Annotated in this window: 18 protein-coding genes and 2 pseudogenes; 16 read left to right on the top strand and 4 right to left on the bottom strand. The window is 50.9% G+C overall.

Features of this window, described 5'->3' with window-relative positions; all coding sequences use genetic code 11:
• Position 1: 1 nt before the first annotated feature.
• A complete protein-coding gene (locus tag NFS31_RS05475; RefSeq protein WP_251492418.1) occupies positions 2 to 241 on the bottom strand; it encodes a DUF6061 family protein in 240 nt (79 codons plus the stop codon).
• A gap of 316 nt (positions 242 to 557) precedes the next feature.
• On the opposite strand from NFS31_RS05475, the gene NFS31_RS05470 reads away from it, so the two are divergent.
• The 5 genes and pseudogenes from NFS31_RS05470 to NFS31_RS05450 form a co-directional block, all read left to right on the top strand.
• Entirely contained in the window at positions 558 to 1,427 is an 870-nt protein-coding gene (locus NFS31_RS05470) for an ABC transporter permease (RefSeq protein WP_251492416.1), read from the top strand.
• Positions 1,428 to 1,443: 16 nt separating this feature from the next.
• Positions 1,444 to 2,589 carry an ABC transporter ATP-binding protein gene (locus NFS31_RS05465; RefSeq protein WP_251492414.1) on the top strand — a complete coding sequence of 382 codons (1,146 nt, stop codon included), beginning with the start codon at positions 1,444 to 1,446 and terminating at the stop codon, positions 2,587 to 2,589.
• Positions 2,586 to 3,560, top strand: a complete 975-nt coding sequence (locus tag NFS31_RS05460) for an ABC transporter ATP-binding protein (protein WP_251492412.1) — start codon at positions 2,586 to 2,588, stop codon at positions 3,558 to 3,560. The genes NFS31_RS05465 and NFS31_RS05460 overlap by 4 nt, the downstream gene beginning before the upstream one ends.
• Positions 3,561 to 4,004: 444 nt before the next feature.
• Positions 4,005 to 5,378, top strand: a complete 1,374-nt coding sequence (locus NFS31_RS05455) for a UDP-glucose dehydrogenase family protein (protein ID WP_251492410.1) — start codon at positions 4,005 to 4,007, stop codon at positions 5,376 to 5,378.
• Positions 5,379 to 5,863: 485 nt separating this feature from the next.
• Positions 5,864 to 6,646, top strand: a pseudogene (locus NFS31_RS05450) (MerR family transcriptional regulator); the annotation flags it as partial.
• Here NFS31_RS05450 and NFS31_RS28215 read toward each other — a convergent pair.
• Positions 6,559 to 6,780 (bottom strand): DUF6783 domain-containing protein, encoded by a 222-nt coding sequence (locus NFS31_RS28215; protein WP_416389429.1) that lies wholly within the window; start codon positions 6,778 to 6,780, stop codon positions 6,559 to 6,561. The pseudogene NFS31_RS05450 and the gene NFS31_RS28215 overlap by 88 nt on opposite strands.
• Here NFS31_RS28215 and NFS31_RS27365 point away from each other — a divergent pair.
• From NFS31_RS27365 to NFS31_RS05425, 7 genes are all read left to right on the top strand, one after another.
• Positions 6,724 to 6,897: a DUF6783 domain-containing protein gene (locus NFS31_RS27365; RefSeq protein WP_416389428.1), complete on the top strand. Its 174-nt coding sequence runs from the start codon at positions 6,724 to 6,726 to the stop codon at positions 6,895 to 6,897. The two genes, NFS31_RS28215 and NFS31_RS27365, sit on opposite strands and share 57 nt — an antisense overlap.
• A 384-nt stretch (positions 6,898 to 7,281) precedes the next feature.
• Positions 7,282 to 8,646 carry an ATP-binding protein gene (locus tag NFS31_RS05445; protein WP_251492406.1) on the top strand — a complete coding sequence of 455 codons (1,365 nt, stop codon included), beginning with the start codon at positions 7,282 to 7,284 and terminating at the stop codon, positions 8,644 to 8,646.
• A 102-nt stretch (positions 8,647 to 8,748) separates the two neighbouring features.
• Entirely contained in the window at positions 8,749 to 8,955 is a 207-nt protein-coding gene (locus NFS31_RS05440) for a hypothetical protein (protein ID WP_251492404.1), read from the top strand.
• A 600-nt stretch (positions 8,956 to 9,555) separates the two neighbouring features.
• Entirely contained in the window at positions 9,556 to 9,984 is a 429-nt protein-coding gene (locus NFS31_RS05435) for a MarR family winged helix-turn-helix transcriptional regulator (protein WP_251492402.1), read from the top strand.
• Positions 9,985 to 10,129: 145 nt separating this feature from the next.
• Positions 10,130 to 10,402 carry an AAA family ATPase gene (locus NFS31_RS27010; protein WP_331482529.1) on the top strand — a complete coding sequence of 91 codons (273 nt, stop codon included), beginning with the start codon at positions 10,130 to 10,132 and terminating at the stop codon, positions 10,400 to 10,402.
• Positions 10,363 to 11,415, top strand: coding sequence for an AAA family ATPase (locus NFS31_RS05430; RefSeq protein WP_331482528.1), 1,053 nt, complete (start codon positions 10,363 to 10,365; stop codon positions 11,413 to 11,415). The genes NFS31_RS27010 and NFS31_RS05430 overlap by 40 nt, the downstream gene beginning before the upstream one ends.
• Positions 11,416 to 11,635: 220 nt before the next feature.
• A complete protein-coding gene (locus NFS31_RS05425; RefSeq protein ID WP_251492400.1) occupies positions 11,636 to 11,782 on the top strand; it encodes a hypothetical protein in 147 nt (48 codons plus the stop codon).
• A 90-nt stretch (positions 11,783 to 11,872) separates the two neighbouring features.
• On the opposite strand, the gene NFS31_RS26845 is transcribed toward NFS31_RS05425, so the two are convergent.
• Together NFS31_RS26845 and NFS31_RS26840 are read right to left on the bottom strand one after the other, a co-directional pair.
• Complete coding sequence (locus NFS31_RS26845) at positions 11,873 to 12,154, bottom strand: Txe/YoeB family addiction module toxin (RefSeq protein ID WP_275563874.1); 282 nt, start codon at positions 12,152 to 12,154, stop codon at positions 11,873 to 11,875.
• 48 nt (positions 12,155 to 12,202) lie between these two features.
• Positions 12,203 to 12,367: pseudogene (locus NFS31_RS26840) on the bottom strand (type II toxin-antitoxin system Phd/YefM family antitoxin); the annotation flags it as partial.
• Between the two features lie 454 nt (positions 12,368 to 12,821).
• Between NFS31_RS26840 and NFS31_RS05410 the strand changes: the two are divergent.
• The 4 genes from NFS31_RS05410 to NFS31_RS05395 all read left to right on the top strand — a co-directional run bounded on the left by NFS31_RS05410 (position 12,822) and on the right by NFS31_RS05395 (position 16,414).
• Positions 12,822 to 13,352, top strand: a complete 531-nt coding sequence (locus NFS31_RS05410; protein WP_251492398.1) for a transcription termination/antitermination NusG family protein — start codon at positions 12,822 to 12,824, stop codon at positions 13,350 to 13,352.
• Positions 13,353 to 13,708: 356 nt separating this feature from the next.
• Positions 13,709 to 14,227 carry a transcription termination/antitermination NusG family protein gene (locus NFS31_RS05405; RefSeq protein WP_160308426.1) on the top strand — a complete coding sequence of 173 codons (519 nt, stop codon included), beginning with the start codon at positions 13,709 to 13,711 and terminating at the stop codon, positions 14,225 to 14,227.
• A gap of 151 nt (positions 14,228 to 14,378) precedes the next feature.
• The gene (locus NFS31_RS05400) at positions 14,379 to 15,596 is read left to right on the top strand and encodes a DegT/DnrJ/EryC1/StrS family aminotransferase (protein WP_251492396.1); all 1,218 of its coding nucleotides are present in this window, start codon (positions 14,379 to 14,381) and stop codon (positions 15,594 to 15,596) included.
• Positions 15,597 to 15,715: 119 nt separating this feature from the next.
• Positions 15,716 to 16,414 (top strand): sugar transferase, encoded by a 699-nt coding sequence (locus NFS31_RS05395; RefSeq protein WP_251492394.1) that lies wholly within the window; start codon positions 15,716 to 15,718, stop codon positions 16,412 to 16,414.
• Positions 16,415 to 16,487: the final 73 nt, after the last annotated feature.

The raw sequence follows: 16,487 nt of genomic DNA, 5'->3' as shown, positions 1-16,487 counted from the left end.
CTTACCATAATTCAAGGCTATCTTCTGCGTCAATCCACATTTGCAAGCTGCCATCGAGTGCTAAGCGGGCATATTCGAGCGGCTCATCTATTGCCAAGGCATCTAAGGCACATTGAGAGCAGGGAGTAGTCCTTAATCCATCTTCAGCCTTGTTACAGTCAATCCGCAGGATATACTCGTCAAAGGTGGTTATATCAACACTGTTGTGGTGCATATTGTATTCTGCATATATGAATCTCATATCTTATCTGTCCTTTCTTAGTTAATTATATTTTGGAGAAATTTTAGAAAGCATTTCAATCAGTTCTTCCTGCCCTGTTCATTTCATGTTATAATTTGTTACAGGTTTTTCTTTCCCTTATTTTTGCCCTTATGAGAGTTCGTAACATGAGGGAAAAGGATATAACACGAGGGAAAGCATAAGGGCAAACTCACTTGCTATAAATTTAGCGTTTTCAAGGGTTTGCAGACTTTTTGAAGATAAGATATAACAGTTATTAAATGTTATAAAAAGTGTCTTATCAGAACTGAAAGTTGTCGGCAAAAATCTGGAAAAGATGGAGTCCATTTCCCGGCCCAGCCTGATTTTCTGGCAGGAGGCGTGGCGGCGGATCCGCGGGAATAAGGTCGCGTTTTTCAGCCTCATCCTCCTGATCGCCTACGGGTTCCTGGCGATTTTTGCGCCCATGCTCAGCAAATACGGCTTTGACCAGCAGGACGCCTACGCCATGAGCCAGGGCTTTTCCGGGGCGCACTGGCTGGGAACCGACTCCCTGGGGCGCGATCTCTGGGTGCGCGTGTGGATGGGCGCCCGGGTGTCGCTCACGATCGGCCTTCTGGCCGCGGTTCTCAACACCGTGATCGGTACGGTCTTAGGGGGCTTCTGCGGGTATTACGGCGGGAAGCTCGATATGATCGTGATGCGCATGATTGACGTTATTTACGGCATCCCGTCCCTGATCGTCTGTATTCTGGTGATGGTGGTCTTGGGATCCGGCGTGCAGAGCCTGGTGATCGCCATGGTCATCGTGGGCTGGACCGGGACCTGCCATTTCACAAGGGGCGAGGTGTTCCGCCTAAAGGAACAGGAATTCGTGCTCGCGGCCCGCGTGATGGGCGAGCCGGTATTTACGATCATCATGCGTGAGATTGTCCCCAACATCATGGGCCTTCTGATCACGCAGCTCGCCATGGCCATTCCCAGCGCGATCTTCCAGGAGGCGTTCTTAAGCTACATCGGGCTCGGCATTTCCCCGCCGCAGGCAAGCTGGGGGGTTCTCGCCAAGGAGGGCACGAGAATGCTGAAGGTGGCTCCCCATATGCTGTACGTGCCGGCGTTTTTTATCTGCACCACGGTGCTGGCGCTCAACCAGCTTGGCAACGGACTGCGCGACGCCTTTGATCCGAGGCTGCGCGGCACAGAGTAAGGAGGGAGCAGAAAGAATGGCAAATAACATTTTAGAGATTAAAAACCTGGAGTTTTCCTTCCGCACTTACGGCGGCGTGGTCAAGTCCGTCCGCGACGTGAGCTTCAATGTCCGCGAGGGGGAGATTCTCGGGATTGTGGGGGAGAGCGGCTGCGGAAAAAGCGTGACCTCCCAGTGCATTCTGCGGCTGAACCCCGAGCCGCCGGGCTTCTTTGCGGGAGGATCGATCAAATACAGGGGAGAAGAGATCACGGCCAAGTCCGACCGGGAGATGCGCAAAATCCGCGGCATGGAGATCGGCTTCATTTTCCAGGATCCCATGACGTCCTTAAACCCCACCATGACCATCGGAAAGCAGATCGAGAAGATCTTTGTGGGGCGGGAGGGCATTTCCAAAAAAGAGGTGCGGGAGCGAACGCTGGAGATCTTAAAGCTGGTGGGCATCAATGAGCCGGAGCGGCGCTACAAGCAGTATCCGCACGAGCTGTCGGGCGGCATGAAGCAGCGCGTCATGATCGCCATCGCGCTCGTCGGCAAGCCGAGCATCATTATCGCGGACGAGCCGACCACCTCCCTGGACGTGACGATCGAGGCGCAGATCCTGGATCTCCTGATGGATCTGCGCAGGCAGATGAATACCTCGATTATCCTCATCACCCACGATCTGGGTGTGATCGCCAAGATGTGCGACCGCGTGCTCGTCATGTACGGGGGAAAGGTGGCCGAAAAAGGCACGGTGGAGGAGATCTTTTACGAGACAGCCCACCCCTATACGGCGGGGCTTATCAAATCTATCGCGACCCTGGACACGTCCAAGGATCAGAAGCTGGTTCCCATTGACGGAACGCCGCCGGATCTGTTCGCGCCGCCTGCGGGCTGCCCCTTTGCGGCCCGCTGTGAATTCGCGATGCAGATCTGCTATGAGAAGCAGCCGGAAAATTATCAGATTTCAGAGGAACACATGTGCGCCTGCTGGCTGCGCCACGAGTACGCGCCCAAAGTGGATATCATGAAGCGCGGGGCGGGCCGCGCGGATGGAACCGGCGGGATAAACGGGGCGGACAGGACTGATGACACGGCCGCCGCAAATGACACGAGCCGTACAAATGGGATGAAGCGTACAGGTGAAACGAGCCAGTCAAGGGAGGAGGTCCGGGCATGAGCAGGCAAATCGCACGAAACGAGCCGCTTTTTCAGGCAGAGGATCTCTGCCAGTATTTCCACATCGCCAGAGGGAAGATCTTAAAGGCCGTGGATCACGTGAATTTCACGATCTATAAAGGGGAAACTCTGGGACTGGTGGGGGAGAGCGGCTGCGGCAAATCGACCACCGGCCGGTGCCTTGTAAAGCTCTACCAGCCGGCCGCGGGGCGCATTACTTATAAGGGTAAGGACATCTTTTCGTATAACCGGGAGGAGGAAAAGCAGTTCCGCAAAAACGTGCAGATGATTTTCCAGAATCCCCATTCGTCCTTAAACCCGCGCATGACGGTCAAGGATATCGTGGGGGCGGGTATGAAGCTGCACGGCCTGGCCACGGATTCGGATCTGGACGCGAAGGTGGAGGCCATGCTCCGGCGCGTGGGCTTAAACCGGGATCACATGTCGCGCTTCCCGCATGAGTTTTCCGGCGGCCAGAAGCAGCGCATCGGCATTGCCCGCGCCCTGGCCGTGGAACCGGAATTCATCATCTGTGACGAGCCGATCTCGGCCCTGGACGTGTCGATCCAGGCGCAGGTGTTAAATATGCTGAAAGAGCTGCAGGAGGAGCTGGGGCTGACGTACCTCTTCATCGCGCATGATCTGAGCGTGGTCAAGTATATCTCGGACCGCGTGATCGTGATGTATCTGGGAACCATGGTGGAGTTTGCGGACGCGGAGGAACTGTATATGAACCCGCTGCACCCGTATACCCAGGTGCTCCTGTCGTCAATCCCGGTGGCTGACCCGCGGCTGGTGCGGGAGCGGAAGCGGATTATGGTGAAAGGGGAGATCCCCAGCCCGATCAATCCGCCGGACTGCTGCCGCTTCGTGGAGCGGTGCCCGTATGCAAAGGAGGAGTGCAGGAAAAAGCTTCCGGAGCTGCGGGAGGTGAAGAAGGGGCATTTTGTGGCCTGTCATATGGTTGGTTAGGGGAATCAGTATACTCTTTAAGGTTTGTGAAAAGGCCGCCGGGATGGATTTTGCAGGTTCCGGCGGTTTTTTATGCGCGGATCTGTGTAAGGAACTGTCAAAAAATAACTTTTCATATTGCTTGTTTTTTTCTCCGATAGTACCACTCAAAAATCAGTTACATAGCCCACTATGCGCCTGATTTTTGAGTGGCACTCCCGAAGAAAAATCCTGCGCACTATTGAAAAGTTATTTCTTAACAGTTCCTAAGAACAGTTTGCTGCCAATGCAGCATGCGGGCAGGAGCCATAAATTCAATCCCTTATGTTTCCCCCAAACCCGCCGATATTCCAACTGGAGTTTATGCATATACCGGAAAGGCGCTGTATGGCTCATACCATATTCTGACATGCAGCCAGAACAGCCGCGCCGGAGATGCGTTTAACATAAAGAGGAGAGATTGGTATGAGAATCGCAGTGATTGGAACCGGATATGTGGGCCTCGTGACAGGCGCGTGTTTTTCGGAGATGGGCAATAAAATCTGGTGTGTGGATGTGGATGAGAAAAAGATTGAGAATTTAAACAATGGGATCATCCCCATTTTTGAGCCGGGTCTTGCGGATATGGTGGCGAGGAACCGGAAGCAGGGACATCTGCGCTTTACGACAGGCATTGAGGAAGCGCTGGAGCAGTGCGAGATTTGCTTTATCGCGGTGGGGACGCCGATGGGCGAGGACGGGAGCGCGGATCTGCAGTACGTGACGGCTGTGGCAAAGGACATCGGCCGTTATATGGCGCGCCACATGTATGTGGTTGATAAATCAACGGTTCCGGTGGGGACGGCCGCGGCGGTGCGGGAGGCGGTACAGGAAGAGCTTGACAGGCGCGGCTCGGATCTGACGTTTGACGTGATCTCCAATCCGGAGTTTTTGAAAGAGGGATCGGCGGTAAGCGACTGCTTAAAGCCGGACCGCATCGTGATCGGCGCGGACAGCGAGGACGCGGCGGAGCTGATGAAAGAGCTCTATAAGCCGTATGTGATGAATACTGAAAATTTTATTGTCATGGACGTGGCCAGCGCGGAGATGACGAAGTATGCGGCAAACTGCATGCTTGCCACGAAGATCTCGTTTATGAATGAGATTTCCAATATCTGTGAGCGCGTGGGCGCGGATGTGAATAAGGTGAGGATGGGCATTGGCAGCGACAGGCGGATCGGCTATTCCTTTATTTACCCGGGCTGCGGGTACGGCGGAAGCTGCTTCCCCAAGGATGTGAAGGCGCTGATCCGCACCGCGGGCCAGTACGGCTACCATACAAGGCTTTTGCAGGCCGTGGAGGACGTGAACCAGGCGCAGAAACGGGTGCTGGTGGAGAAGATCACCGGGCGTTTCGGGGAAGATCTGTCGGGAAAATGCTTTGCCATCTGGGGGCTTGCGTTTAAGCCGGATACGGACGATATGCGCGAGGCGGCGGCGCTGACGATCATCTCTGAGCTGACGGCGGCGGGCGCGGCGGTGCAGGCATATGATCCCAAGGCCATGGCGGATGCAAAGGAATTTTACTTAAAGGGAAATGATCGCGTGACCTACTGCGACACCAAGTATGAGGCGCTTAAGGGGGCGGACGCCCTGGTGCTGGTTACGGAGTGGAAGGAGTTCAGGAGCCCTGATTTTTATGAGATTAAGGCCCGGCTTCGCGAGCCGGTTATTTTTGACGGAAGAAATCAGTACAGCCCGAAGCGGATTGCCCGGTACGGCCTGGAATATTACCAGATTGGCGCGCGCCCGGTGATCGGCAGGGATGAAAGAGGCAGACAGGAAGAAATCTTTGCCTGAAAGGCATTTATGTACTCCCGGAATCTTGCCGCGTCTGATGCTGTGAGATGATTTTTTGCCGGATGTGCACAAATTTATGAGGAGTAAGTTGATTAAATTTGGGTGCATCCGTCAGAAAATCAGCCGCAAAGGCAGGCTCGGCGAGACTCCGGGAGTTCATATTTATGGTTCCTGTTTTTCAGATATAGGAGATTTTAGCGGGATGTATAACGGTGTAACAGCTCTGGTTGTCTGAATGGTTACGAAACGAATTTTTATTTCCCGAAAAATTTAAAAATGGGATTGACTCTCCCCTACGGTCAGGGTATACACTGTCCATAGGCTCGAGTCAACAAATCCCGCGCAGGCAATGGGATATGCCGGGGCAGCCGCTAAATGTGCATGAAAGCCTGCCTGTTGCCCGCGGGAATCCATTATATGTACTTTCAGAATCTCTCTGCACCTGATTTTGTGAGTACATTCATCACGAAAGGAGGTATCAGGGGATGCTGCAGATCGGAGAGTTTTCCAAGATTTGCCAGGTCAGCGTGAAAACGCTGCGCCATTACGATAAGATCGGCCTGCTGGCGCCGGCAGAGGTGGATCGTTTTACAGGCTACAGGTACTACCGTGTTGAACAGATTGACACGATGAACTATATTCAGCGTCTGAAACGGTATGGCTTTTCTCTGGAAGAGATACAGCACCTGATTGCCATTTCGGAGCCAAAAGAGCTCGCAGCCCGGCTCCGGCAGCAGAAGGAAAAGCTGGAGGCAGGGCAGCAGGAGATGGCCATGATCCTGAACGAGCTTAGGACACATATTTCTGTATTTGAAAGGACAGGTGATATTATGACGGTTCAGAAGGGGTATACAATTGAAATCAAGGAGTCTCCGGCCATGTATGTGCTGGCAAAGCGCGCGGTTATGGGCGTGGACGAATTCGGCAAGTATTACGGTACACTCTTTGAGCGTGTGCCTAAGGAAGGCGTTACGCCTACAGGACTTACGGGCGCCAGGTACTATGACAAGGAATTCAACCATGAATCATCAGATGTGGAGGTGTTTGTCGAAATCAGGGAAGCGGATAAGGCGGACGCGGCCATAGAGCCGGTAACATGCGCGGTGACCATGCATCATGGCGCATATTCCACGCTTTCAGAGGCATACGGCGCGATCGTATCCTGGATTATTGAGAACGGCTATGAATATGCCGGCGCGCCGTTTGAGCGGTACATCAAAACACAGTTCAATTCACTGTCTCCGGAGGACTGGGAGACGGAGGTGTACTTCCCTGTCCGCAGGAAGTGATCCCCGCCAGCAATCGCACTGCCTGAATATAATCGGGACAGTACACTAGAGCGTGTTTGAAAATTCATTCCTGGCATCTGCACGCCCCACTTCGCGGTATATTTGTGCCAAATTCACTTAACGTAGCCCACTGCGCCGCGTTCATTTGGCACAAATCTCCCACAAAGTGGCACGCACAGCTACCAGAAAGCAATTTTCAAACACGCTCTAGTACAGCATTGCGTAAATAATGATGAATTCAGCGCCTGCTCTTTGCGCCAGCGCCGCGTTGTCGTCAGTCAACGATGCCACCGCATCGCCTCCCTCCTCCGCCTTGCCCTGACACAAATATCAGTGATTAAATTGCTAATGGTATACCAGCATATGTCCACTTAAATGGGTGTGCTGTAAGATTATATTGTTCAATAAAGCGCTGGATGCCTGCTTCCAGTTCTTCTACTGACAGGTAGCTTTTCCGCTTCTCCCTAAAATATCGGTAGGAATCCCGGTGTTTTTTGGTATAATAAAAGTAAGACAGCGATTGGACAGCAGCCGGAGAACTGGCGGCAGACAGGCGAAAGCGGAATTGTGTAAGCTTAAGGCAGAGAAAAACAGCAGTAGGAGGTGTGGTTCCCATGTATCTGAAACGAAAAATATATGATCGACTGATGGAATGGAAGAACGACAAAAGCCACAGCACCTTGGAGGTAAACGGCGCCAGGCAGACCGGAAAGACCTACATCATCAATAAATTTGCAGATGAAAATTTCAAGCATAAAATCTACATTAATTTGTTTGACCTTTCCGGAAAGCAGTTTATGGAGTGCTATCAGAAAGCAACGGAATGGGTTCCGGGAAGCAGACGGCCGGAGTTTCCGCTTCATGAGGCGGTCCGCCTGTATGAACCTTCTTTTCAGAACTGTGGGGATACGGTGATTATCATTGATGAGATTCAGGAATCTTCAGAGATTTATAACCGGATCAGAGAGTTTACCAGACAGTTTCAGGCACGATTTATCGTCACGGGAAGTTACCTTGGACGGGTGCTGGAACCGGAGTTTCACTATGCCAGCGGGGATATTACAAAGCTGCGGATTTATACCCTTTCCTTTGAGGAATTTCTGGAGGCATTGGACGGGGAGCTTTGTCAGGCATGGAGAAGGCTTCCTTTGCCTGAGGCAGATGACAACTGCCCGGAGGTGTATGACCGGCTGAGACTGGCCTATGACCAGTATTGCCAGATTGGCGGCTATCCGAAGGTAGTGGAAGCATATCTGGAAAGGCGGGACATTCTGGCAGCCCGGAAGGAGCTGGTGCGGATTATCCAGATTTTTTTGGAAGAATCCATGCGGTATTTTAAGGATATTACGGATATCAGTGTGTTTACTAATATTTTCTTAAGTATCTGCCGTATCCTTTTGCGGGAAAAGGAGGGACTGGAGGAGGACAGTGTCAGTGAGGAACTGCAAAAACTGGTGACGAAGAATTATTCCAGCAACCTGTCAAAAGAAACCTGCAACCGGGCGATTAGCTGGCTGTACCATTCGGGGATTATCGGATTCTGCGGAAAGATTATTGAAATGGACTTTCTGGATTTTAAGCCGGGAAGACGGTGCTTTTTTATGGACCCAGGGGTTGCGGCCTACTATTTTAACAGGGCAGGAACTACGGAGGCGGCTGTTTACGGAACGCTGAATGAAAACTATGTATTCATCAATCTTTTGAAGCGCCAGGATTTCCCGGAGGAGATTACCTTTGAGATGCCGGCATTTGCCACATATAAGGGCGGAGAGATCGACTATGTGGTGCAGACAATCCGGGGACACAGAAGATATCTGGTGGAGGTGAAATCAGGAAAGGGAAGGGCGGCTACTGCCCTTAAGGCACTGGAGGCTGGAAAGGCGGATTACCTGCTGTATCTGAAGGGCAACACCAAGGGCGGCAGGGAAGGGAAAATTTTCACGCTGCCTCTTTATATGCTGGAGCAATTTGAGTTTTAAAAATAAGAAAGAATAGAGATTCTATTAAGAAAGGCCGTGGGAAACTGCGGCCTTTTGTGATACCACAATATGCGAAGGATTCGGAAAAAGAAGAAGGAGTCTATGGAGTTAAAGGAAAAATGGCTTGATGAATACTGCAATAGCTGTGGCCGGCAGATCAGTACCTGGGACAAGCGGATATCAAAGGTACCGGCCTACAAATATCCTTGCTGTGAGGATTGTATTGCAAAGGAATATGATATGGAGCCGGAAGCTCTTCGCAGGCGCATGGAAAATGTGTTTGGAATGCGGCCCTGTCTGGGACTGTAGGGGTCTGCCATGAAAGAGTACAACCTTTTTACACAAAAACTCTTTGAGCAGGGCTATACCTTTGAACATTATCCAAACTATGCCAAAATGCCAAACCCGGTGATTCCCTGCCCTTACAAAAAATTCCAAAAAAGTCTTATGAGAATCCTATTTATTTTATGAAAGGCCCAAAAGCCAGTGTACCTTGACAGCAGAATAGCTTCAGTTGGGACAAATTGTCTCGAACTTAATAGGGGCTGTCCAGAAAATGCGCCTCGGCCTCCTCCAGCCCCCGGCAGTCGAAAACCTCATAGAGCTCGGCCGCCACGCGCCGGATGTCCTCGGGGGAAAAGCCGCAGTTTTCCATCGCGTAGATGGCATAGCCCCGGCACCCTATGGCTTGCCGGGCAGATTTCGCTTGTTGGGAGGAATCCCAAACCCTCTGAAATACCCCGTATTTCCCACAATGCCACACAGGACAGCTTTACCAAAGTTATGCAAAAATTCTTTTCCGTCATTTATGAAAATGGTATAAACTTTTCGCACCCACTTGACAACTGAAATGTGTAGCAGTAAAATAAATTCCTGTAATTAGAATTCTAAGTAGAAACGGGTGATACCATGAGGGACGAAAAAAAGCTAATGGAAAAATATGACAAGTTGAATCGGAGAATGCTGAGATACTTTTCAAGTTTTTTCACAGGTACACAGATAACCAGCATTCAAGGTCTTATCCTGCATTATATTATCGTTGAATCGGAGGCAAGGGACATATTCCCCAAAGACATAGAAGAATTTTTAGAAATTAAAGGTTCTTCTGTCACGAGCCTTATCAGCAATCTGGAGCGCAATGGCTATTTGCGCCGTGAAAGTTTGGACAGCGACAGGCGTTATAAGAAACTTGTATTGACAGAACAGACGCTTGCGATAAAGGACGATATTACAAGCCGTGTCAATGAGTACATGCACAGTATGTTCGCCGGTATCTCCGAAGATGATTTGGAAGTCTTTGAAAAGGTCATTCTGCAAATGACGGAGAATACAAAATAGGTATTCTTTTGCCTGTATAATTAGAATTCTAATTAAAAGGAAAGGAGGATGGATTGATAAAGAAAAATTGTATTGGCTGTTTTTTTATGATAAGATAGATTGTATGAATAAGTGATGTTTGAGATTCTGAGAAAGGAATGGGGATATGGGACGATATTTAGACAGCAGAGATCCTTTTGAATCATACAGGGGAATTGCCGGGACCCGGTTTTTTGTGGATAAAACATTGCTTTTGGAAGATATTTTGAAGGCGGTTGAAGTAGATGGGCAAAGGTATTTGTGCATTACAAGGCCGCGGCGCTTTGGTAAGAGTGTTATGGCGAACATGGTGGCGGCATTTTTAGGGAGGGAGAGGAAACAGGAGACCTTTTTGACCGGTTGGAGATTGGGCAGTCGGAATGCTGCCATGGGCATTTGAATCAATATCCGGTTATTTATATTGATTTTAGTGAAATTCCGGAGAACTGTGTTTCCTATCGTGAGTATATCAGCCGGGTGCTGGAGGGCTTGAAACAGGATTTGTCGGAAGCATTTCCGGAAATCGTTACGGATACGGGAATATCGGTATGGGATATATTGAAGCAGGTTTTCCGAAAGGCAGGGATGAAGTTTGTTTTTGTAATTGATGAATGGGATTCCATATTCCATATGTCTTTTATTACAGAGGAGGATAAAAAGGCGTACCTTCTTTTTTTGAAGTCTCTTTTAAAGGATAAGGCATATGTGAAGTTTGTGTATATGACAGGGGTGCTTCCCATTACAAAATACTCCAGTGGTTCGGAACTGAATATGTTTGTGGAGTATGATATGACGGTGATGGAGAGGTTTAGTGACTGCTTTGGGTTTGTGGAAAGGGAGGCTGACCGTCTTTTTGATATTTACCTTCAGACAACGAAAAAGCCGAAGATTACACGGAAGGATCTGGAGGTGTGGTATGATGGGTATTATACGGCAGCGGGGGAGAGATTATATAATCCCCGTTCTGTGGTGTGTGCGCTGGTTAATAATCAGCTGGCAAATTATTGGACCAGCTCCGGGCCGTATGATGAGATATTCTTTTATGTGAAAAATAATGTGGATGATATGCGGGATGATCTGGTTCTGATGGTTGCCGGTGAAGGGGTGGAAGCGGAGATTCGGAATTATGCCGCTGTTTCTATGGAGCTGAATACAAAGGATGAAATTTATTCGGCTATGGTAATCTATGGCCTGCTTACCTATATGGATGGAGAGGTGTTTATTCCGAATAAGGAGCTGATGGATAAGTTCCGGGAGCTTCTTATGGGCAAGGAGTCCATGGGATATGTGTACCGGCTGGCTAATGAGTCGAAAAGGATGCTGGCGGCAACCTTACATGGGGATACAAGGGTTATGCGTTACGATTTAAGGGAAAAATGGGGGAGAAGCCAAAGTATACGGGGAGGATTTTAGCTGTGGGAATCAGTTACAGCACAAAGACGAAGGAGCATTCCTGCAGGGTGGAAGTGTTGTAGAAGATTTGCAGGGTGAGACAAGTTTTGTGTTGGTTTGTTTGGGCGCCATTATGACATAAAGAAGAAATGTGTATTTAGATGGTGTGGAATCGTAATGGCTGCTGAATTTAGAAGAGAGGTCCCCAAAATGTATAATTTATCAGAAAATATTGAGGAAAATGGTAAAAAAGGGTATCAGGGAAGAACGGATTGAGGCTATAGATAGAATGATTAAGGCCAACGCTGCCAAAGAACAGATTATTTTGTATGGATATACGGAAGCGGAATATATAGAAGCGGAAAAGTTTATGTATATGAATGCATAGATGTGGCTGGCTGCTGTCTGGGAGAAGGAGATATAAGGCATGGAGAGCCATAGGAGTTGAAACTGAATATTGCAAAATGGGAAGCAGTCATCAGATTTGGTGGCTGCTTTTTTTGTGCCCAAATGGGCGGAACGGAGGCTGGCGGTATTGGTTCGGAAGGTAAAGAGTGTCCTGGAGGATGTGGGCAGAAAGACGGAGAGTCAGATTCCCCCTGCTCCACTTTCCGGCCAAATCATATTTTAACGGCTCTGGTTTACCTGGCCCTACAAATGGAGTCCTTTTGATATCCTTAATCAGTTCACTCACTCTTTTAACAATTTTCTTATCCATCTTTTGCCAATAAAGATAATTTTCCGTGAAAGATACATTCATATGCGAATCCTCCACATCAAAATTCACTAATTTTCCCTCTTCCGCCTGTTTTATCGATTCCTTTAACCATTCATAATTCGGCTTACTGTGTCTGATATGAAGATTTTCCATCAGGCTGTCATATTGGGCCCGGGACATTAAAACAACATTTTCGTCATTTTTTCTTGTGATAATTGCAATTTCAGAATCCCGGACAACACGATCGCATACTTCTTTAAAATTATTTCATACATTTGAAAAATTAGCCGCTATCATTTTCCACATTCCTTTGCTTATAGTATATAAAAGGAAAAAAATAATTATCAATATTCTGTACTGAGAACGATTTGATGCCGAAACAGTTCAGGTTGTCTGAACTGTTACTTGTCAGGCGCGGTTTAATAGGGTTTCACTTCTGAAATGTAGTATGCAGATGGCTTTAAAATGATTTTACGGTTTCATTTTTGGATTTCGTAGAATAACGTATTCTAAGAAATTTCATTTATTATACTACGGTTTTCCCCTTATTTCAATAGCAGTTTCTCTCATAAATGTTTTAAAATTCTATAAATATTCTTTGTGAATTTCTTAATTAAAACTCATCAAAAAATAAATCAGATAATTAAATAAATTTTAACACAATTATCTTTCGTAGATTACGTTATTCTACGAAATCCGGGAGGTTTCTATGTGGTATGTGCTGGAATGCCGGCGCGGGCGGGAAGAGCGGATGCTCGACGCCTGCCGCAGGCAGTTATCCCATGAGGCGCTGGAAGATGCTTTTGTATTCCGCTGCGAGCGCTTCTGGCGTTCGGACAGGGCGTGGAGGCGGGTGGAACGGGACATGTTCCCCGGATACGTCTTTTTACAGAGCGCCCGGCCGGGGCTTTTATCGGAAGAGATAAAGAAATACCGCGCGCTCCTGCCGGTTCTGGGCGAGCCGGGTTATCTGATCCCTGTATACCGGGAGGAAGAGAATCACCTGCGGCAATTATGCGGGGAACAGCATGTCCTCGGACTCTCGTACGGATACCGGGACAGGGAGCGCGGGTGCGACTGTATTACAAAGGGCCCTCTGAAAGCGGCCGGATCCCGGATCCTCGCCATTGACTGGCACCGGCGGTTTGCGAGGGTGGAGGTTCCCCTGGCAAGGAGGACGGCCGTCATGTGGGCCGGGGTTGCGTTTGACGGGCGCGGGGGCCATGGACAGCAGCGGTAAGACCGCGGCTTCAGGCCGTCCCACAACGATTGCGGCGGACAATGGGGCGGCGGCGCAGCGGCCGCGGCAGACAATGGCGCAATGACACAATGACACAACGATACAAAACAGGCTGTACAGCTACGGAGGCATGCAGGCTGGTTGTATCTGCATAAGGGACAAAATGCAGGGGCGGCTGTCCGTGCGGGGCAGGGAAACTATTCTAAAACCGTGCGGCGGATGGAAACAGGCATTTTGGCAGACAGGGCTTTGGGGACGCTTGTTCCGCAGGGATGGCGGAGCGCTGCCCGATCGCCCGGAAATAAAATCATCTGCCTGTGTTTACCAAAGCCGCCGCGGGCAGGAGGACAAATTTCATGTGGTATGTGATTTGGACCGTGACAGGCGGGGAAGAAGCGCTGGCAGGGCGGATCCGCAGCCGGCTCCCTTCCCGCCTGTGCAGGGAGTGTTTTTGCATGAAACGGGAATCCATGAAAAAACTGGGAGGCGAATGGGTAGAGCTTACGGAGCCGCTGTTCCCGGGGTATGTCTTTCTGGACACCGGGAACCCGGAGGAAGCGTTTTACAGCCTTAAAAGGCTTCCGGGCTTTGCCGTGCTCATAGGCGGAGGCCAGGGGGGTTTTATCCCGCTGGAGCGTGAGGAGGAGGCGTTCCTCGCGGCGCTGTGCGGGCAGGCGCCGGGATACCTGGTCAAAAATACCAGGGTTTATCTGGATCCCGGAGGGAAGATCCGCGGCTTTAAAGGGCCGCTGGAGTTATTTAAAGACAGGATTCGGGAGGTGAACCTGCGCAAACGCTATGCGGTCCTGGATATCCCATTAAGGGGGAAGGAAAAAACAGCCCTGTTTGGGATACGGCTTGAAAAGGACGGGTGAGGGCAGAAGAAAACAGGAAGAAGAAATAAAAAAGAAAGAAGGAAAAAAGAAGCAGGAGGCAATTGCTCCAGGAACCCCGCAAAACCGGCCGCAAAGGTGGGACGGCGCAGGGGTGTTCAGGAGCACATGACAGAGAAAGCGGGGAAAAAGGATGTTGAAGGTACCATTTTCGCCTCCGGATATTTCGGAGGCAGAGATCCGTGAGGTGACGGAGGCGCTGCGCTCCGGATGGATCACCACCGGACCGAAGACGAAGGAGCTCGAACGGCGGGTGGCGGCCTATGTCCATGCGCCGAAGGCGGTCTGCTTAAACTCAGGGACGGCCTGCATGGAACTGGCGCTGCATTTCCTGGGCGTGGGGCCCGGGGATGAGGTGATCACAAGCGCCTACACGTACTCGGCAAGCGCCAGCGTGGCATGCCATGCGGGGGCGGAGGTGGTCTTGGTGGACACCGCGCCCGGCTCGTATGAGATGGATTACGCGAAGCTGGAGGAGGCGGTCACAGAGCGGACCAAGGTGATTATCCCCGTGGATATCGGCGGCGTGATGTGCGATTATGAGCGGATTTATGAGATTGTGGAGAGAAAAAAGGGATGTTTTTCTCCCGCTAATGAGGTTCAGGAGGCATTTGGGCGGATCGTGGTCCTGGAGGATGCGGCCCATGCGTTCGGCGCGGAGCGGGCCGGGAAGAGATGCGGGGAGACGGCGGATTTTACGAGCTTCTCCTTCCATGCCGTTAAAAACTTCACAACCGCCGAGGGCGGCGCGCTTGTATGGAGGAACATCCCGGGGATGGACAATGAGTGGATCTACCGCCAGTTTATGCTCCTGTCCCTGCACGGGCAGGACAAGGACGCTCTGGCCAAGTCGAAGCCCGGGGCCTGGGAGTATGATATTGTGATGACAGGCTATAAGTGCAACATGACGGACATTATGGCCGGAATCGGGCTGGCGCAGATGGAACGCTATGCGGGGATGCTGAAGCGCAGGAGGGACATCCTGAATGTCTATGAGGCGGAGCTGGGAGGGCTCCCGGTGGAGCTGCTTTCGCATGACGGGACGGACCGTCTGGGGAGGGAGTACCACTCCAGCCGCCATCTGTGCCTGGCGCGGCTTTGCGGGAAGACGGAAGCGTTCCGGAACGCGCTTATTGAGGCGCTGGCAGAGAAGGGCGTGGCGGCGAATGTGCATTATAAGCCGCTGCCGATGCATACCGCTTATAAAAAGCTGGGATTTGACATAAAGGATTACCCGAATGCATTTCACCAGTATGAAAATGAAATCACGCTGCCGCTGCACACCTGCCTGTCGGATGAGCAGGTGAAATGGGCGGCGGAGGCGTTCCGGGAATGTTATGCCGGGCTGTAGGGAGTTTGCGCCGGGCGGCAGGAGGTTGACATTGGGCGGCCGGGCGCTCCTGGGCAGCCGGTTTCGTTTGTTTACTGACTTCGGGAAGCAGGAACAAAAAGGGAAGGGAGTGGAACGGGATGCTCTGTAAATGGGAGGCGCTTCCGGAATTTATGAGGACAGAGGAGGTGCGCCCGTACTATCAGGCGCTGTACCGCCGCCGGGCGGGGCTGGCCGTAAAGCGGACGTTTGACTTTGCCGCGTCGTCTGTGCTCCTGGCGCTTTTGGCGCCGCTTTTTTTGTTTCTAGCTGTTTTGGTTAAGCTGGACTCGGAGGGGCCGGCATTTTACCGCCAGGAGCGGGTGACGCAGTATGGGAGGCGGTTTTACATATATAAGTTCCGGACTATGGCAGAGAATGCGGACAGGAAGGGCAGCCTGGTGACGGTCGGGGATGACGCGAGGATCACGCGGGTGGGAAGGAAGCTTAGGGGCTGCCGCCTGGACGAGATCCCGCAGCTTATCAATATCTGGAAGGGCGAGATGACCTTTGTGGGGACGCGTCCGGAGGTGGCGGGGTATGTGAGGGCGTACACAAAGGAAATGTACGCGACGCTGCTGCTGCCGGCGGGCGTGACCTCTGAGGCCAGCATCCGCTTTAAGGATGAGGCCCTGCGGATGGAAAAAGCCTGCTCTGCCGGAGCCAATATAGACGAGACGTACATCCGCACAGTGCTGCCGGAGAAGATGAAATGGAACCTGCGGGAGATGGGGAAATTTTCGTTAGGACGGGAAATGCGCACGCTTGTAAAGACCATGTATGGGGTGCTGCTGCCATAAAAGGGCGGGCTCCGGGCGTTCTGCAGCGTTCATTTTATAAAATCAACGCTCTAGTACATCATTGCATTAATTC

This window comes from Otoolea muris (genome assembly GCF_943193115.1).
GTDB lineage: Bacteria > Bacillota > Clostridia > Lachnospirales > Lachnospiraceae > Otoolea > Otoolea muris.
The sequence above is the reverse complement of the archived record's forward strand: the minus strand, read 5'-3'. Positions and strand labels throughout refer to the sequence as shown.

What these genes read in the sequence shown, in the direction of transcription:
- NFS31_RS05405 (WP_160308426.1), top strand. Translation starts at nt 13,709, where the DNA reads ATGTGGTATGTGATTTGGACCGTGACAGGCGGGGAAGAAGCGCTGGCA.
- NFS31_RS26845 (WP_275563874.1), bottom strand. Translation starts at nt 12,154, where the DNA reads ATGAATGTATCTTTCACGGAAAATTATCTTTATTGGCAAAAGATGGAT.
- NFS31_RS05410 (WP_251492398.1), top strand. Translation starts at nt 12,822, where the DNA reads ATGTGGTATGTGCTGGAATGCCGGCGCGGGCGGGAAGAGCGGATGCTC.
- NFS31_RS05425 (WP_251492400.1), top strand. Translation starts at nt 11,636, where the DNA reads ATGGTAAAAAAGGGTATCAGGGAAGAACGGATTGAGGCTATAGATAGA.
- NFS31_RS05395 (WP_251492394.1), top strand. Translation starts at nt 15,716, where the DNA reads ATGCTCTGTAAATGGGAGGCGCTTCCGGAATTTATGAGGACAGAGGAG.
- NFS31_RS05455 (WP_251492410.1), top strand. Translation starts at nt 4,005, where the DNA reads ATGAGAATCGCAGTGATTGGAACCGGATATGTGGGCCTCGTGACAGGC.
- NFS31_RS05475 (WP_251492418.1), bottom strand. Translation starts at nt 241, where the DNA reads ATGAGATTCATATATGCAGAATACAATATGCACCACAACAGTGTTGAT.
- NFS31_RS27010 (WP_331482529.1), top strand. Translation starts at nt 10,130, where the DNA reads ATGGGACGATATTTAGACAGCAGAGATCCTTTTGAATCATACAGGGGA.
- NFS31_RS05400 (WP_251492396.1), top strand. Translation starts at nt 14,379, where the DNA reads ATGTTGAAGGTACCATTTTCGCCTCCGGATATTTCGGAGGCAGAGATC.
- NFS31_RS05465 (WP_251492414.1), top strand. Translation starts at nt 1,444, where the DNA reads ATGGCAAATAACATTTTAGAGATTAAAAACCTGGAGTTTTCCTTCCGC.
- NFS31_RS05440 (WP_251492404.1), top strand. Translation starts at nt 8,749, where the DNA reads ATGGAGTTAAAGGAAAAATGGCTTGATGAATACTGCAATAGCTGTGGC.
- NFS31_RS05435 (WP_251492402.1), top strand. Translation starts at nt 9,556, where the DNA reads ATGAGGGACGAAAAAAAGCTAATGGAAAAATATGACAAGTTGAATCGG.
- NFS31_RS05470 (WP_251492416.1), top strand. Translation starts at nt 558, where the DNA reads ATGGAGTCCATTTCCCGGCCCAGCCTGATTTTCTGGCAGGAGGCGTGG.
- NFS31_RS05460 (WP_251492412.1), top strand. Translation starts at nt 2,586, where the DNA reads ATGAGCAGGCAAATCGCACGAAACGAGCCGCTTTTTCAGGCAGAGGAT.
- NFS31_RS05445 (WP_251492406.1), top strand. Translation starts at nt 7,282, where the DNA reads ATGTATCTGAAACGAAAAATATATGATCGACTGATGGAATGGAAGAAC.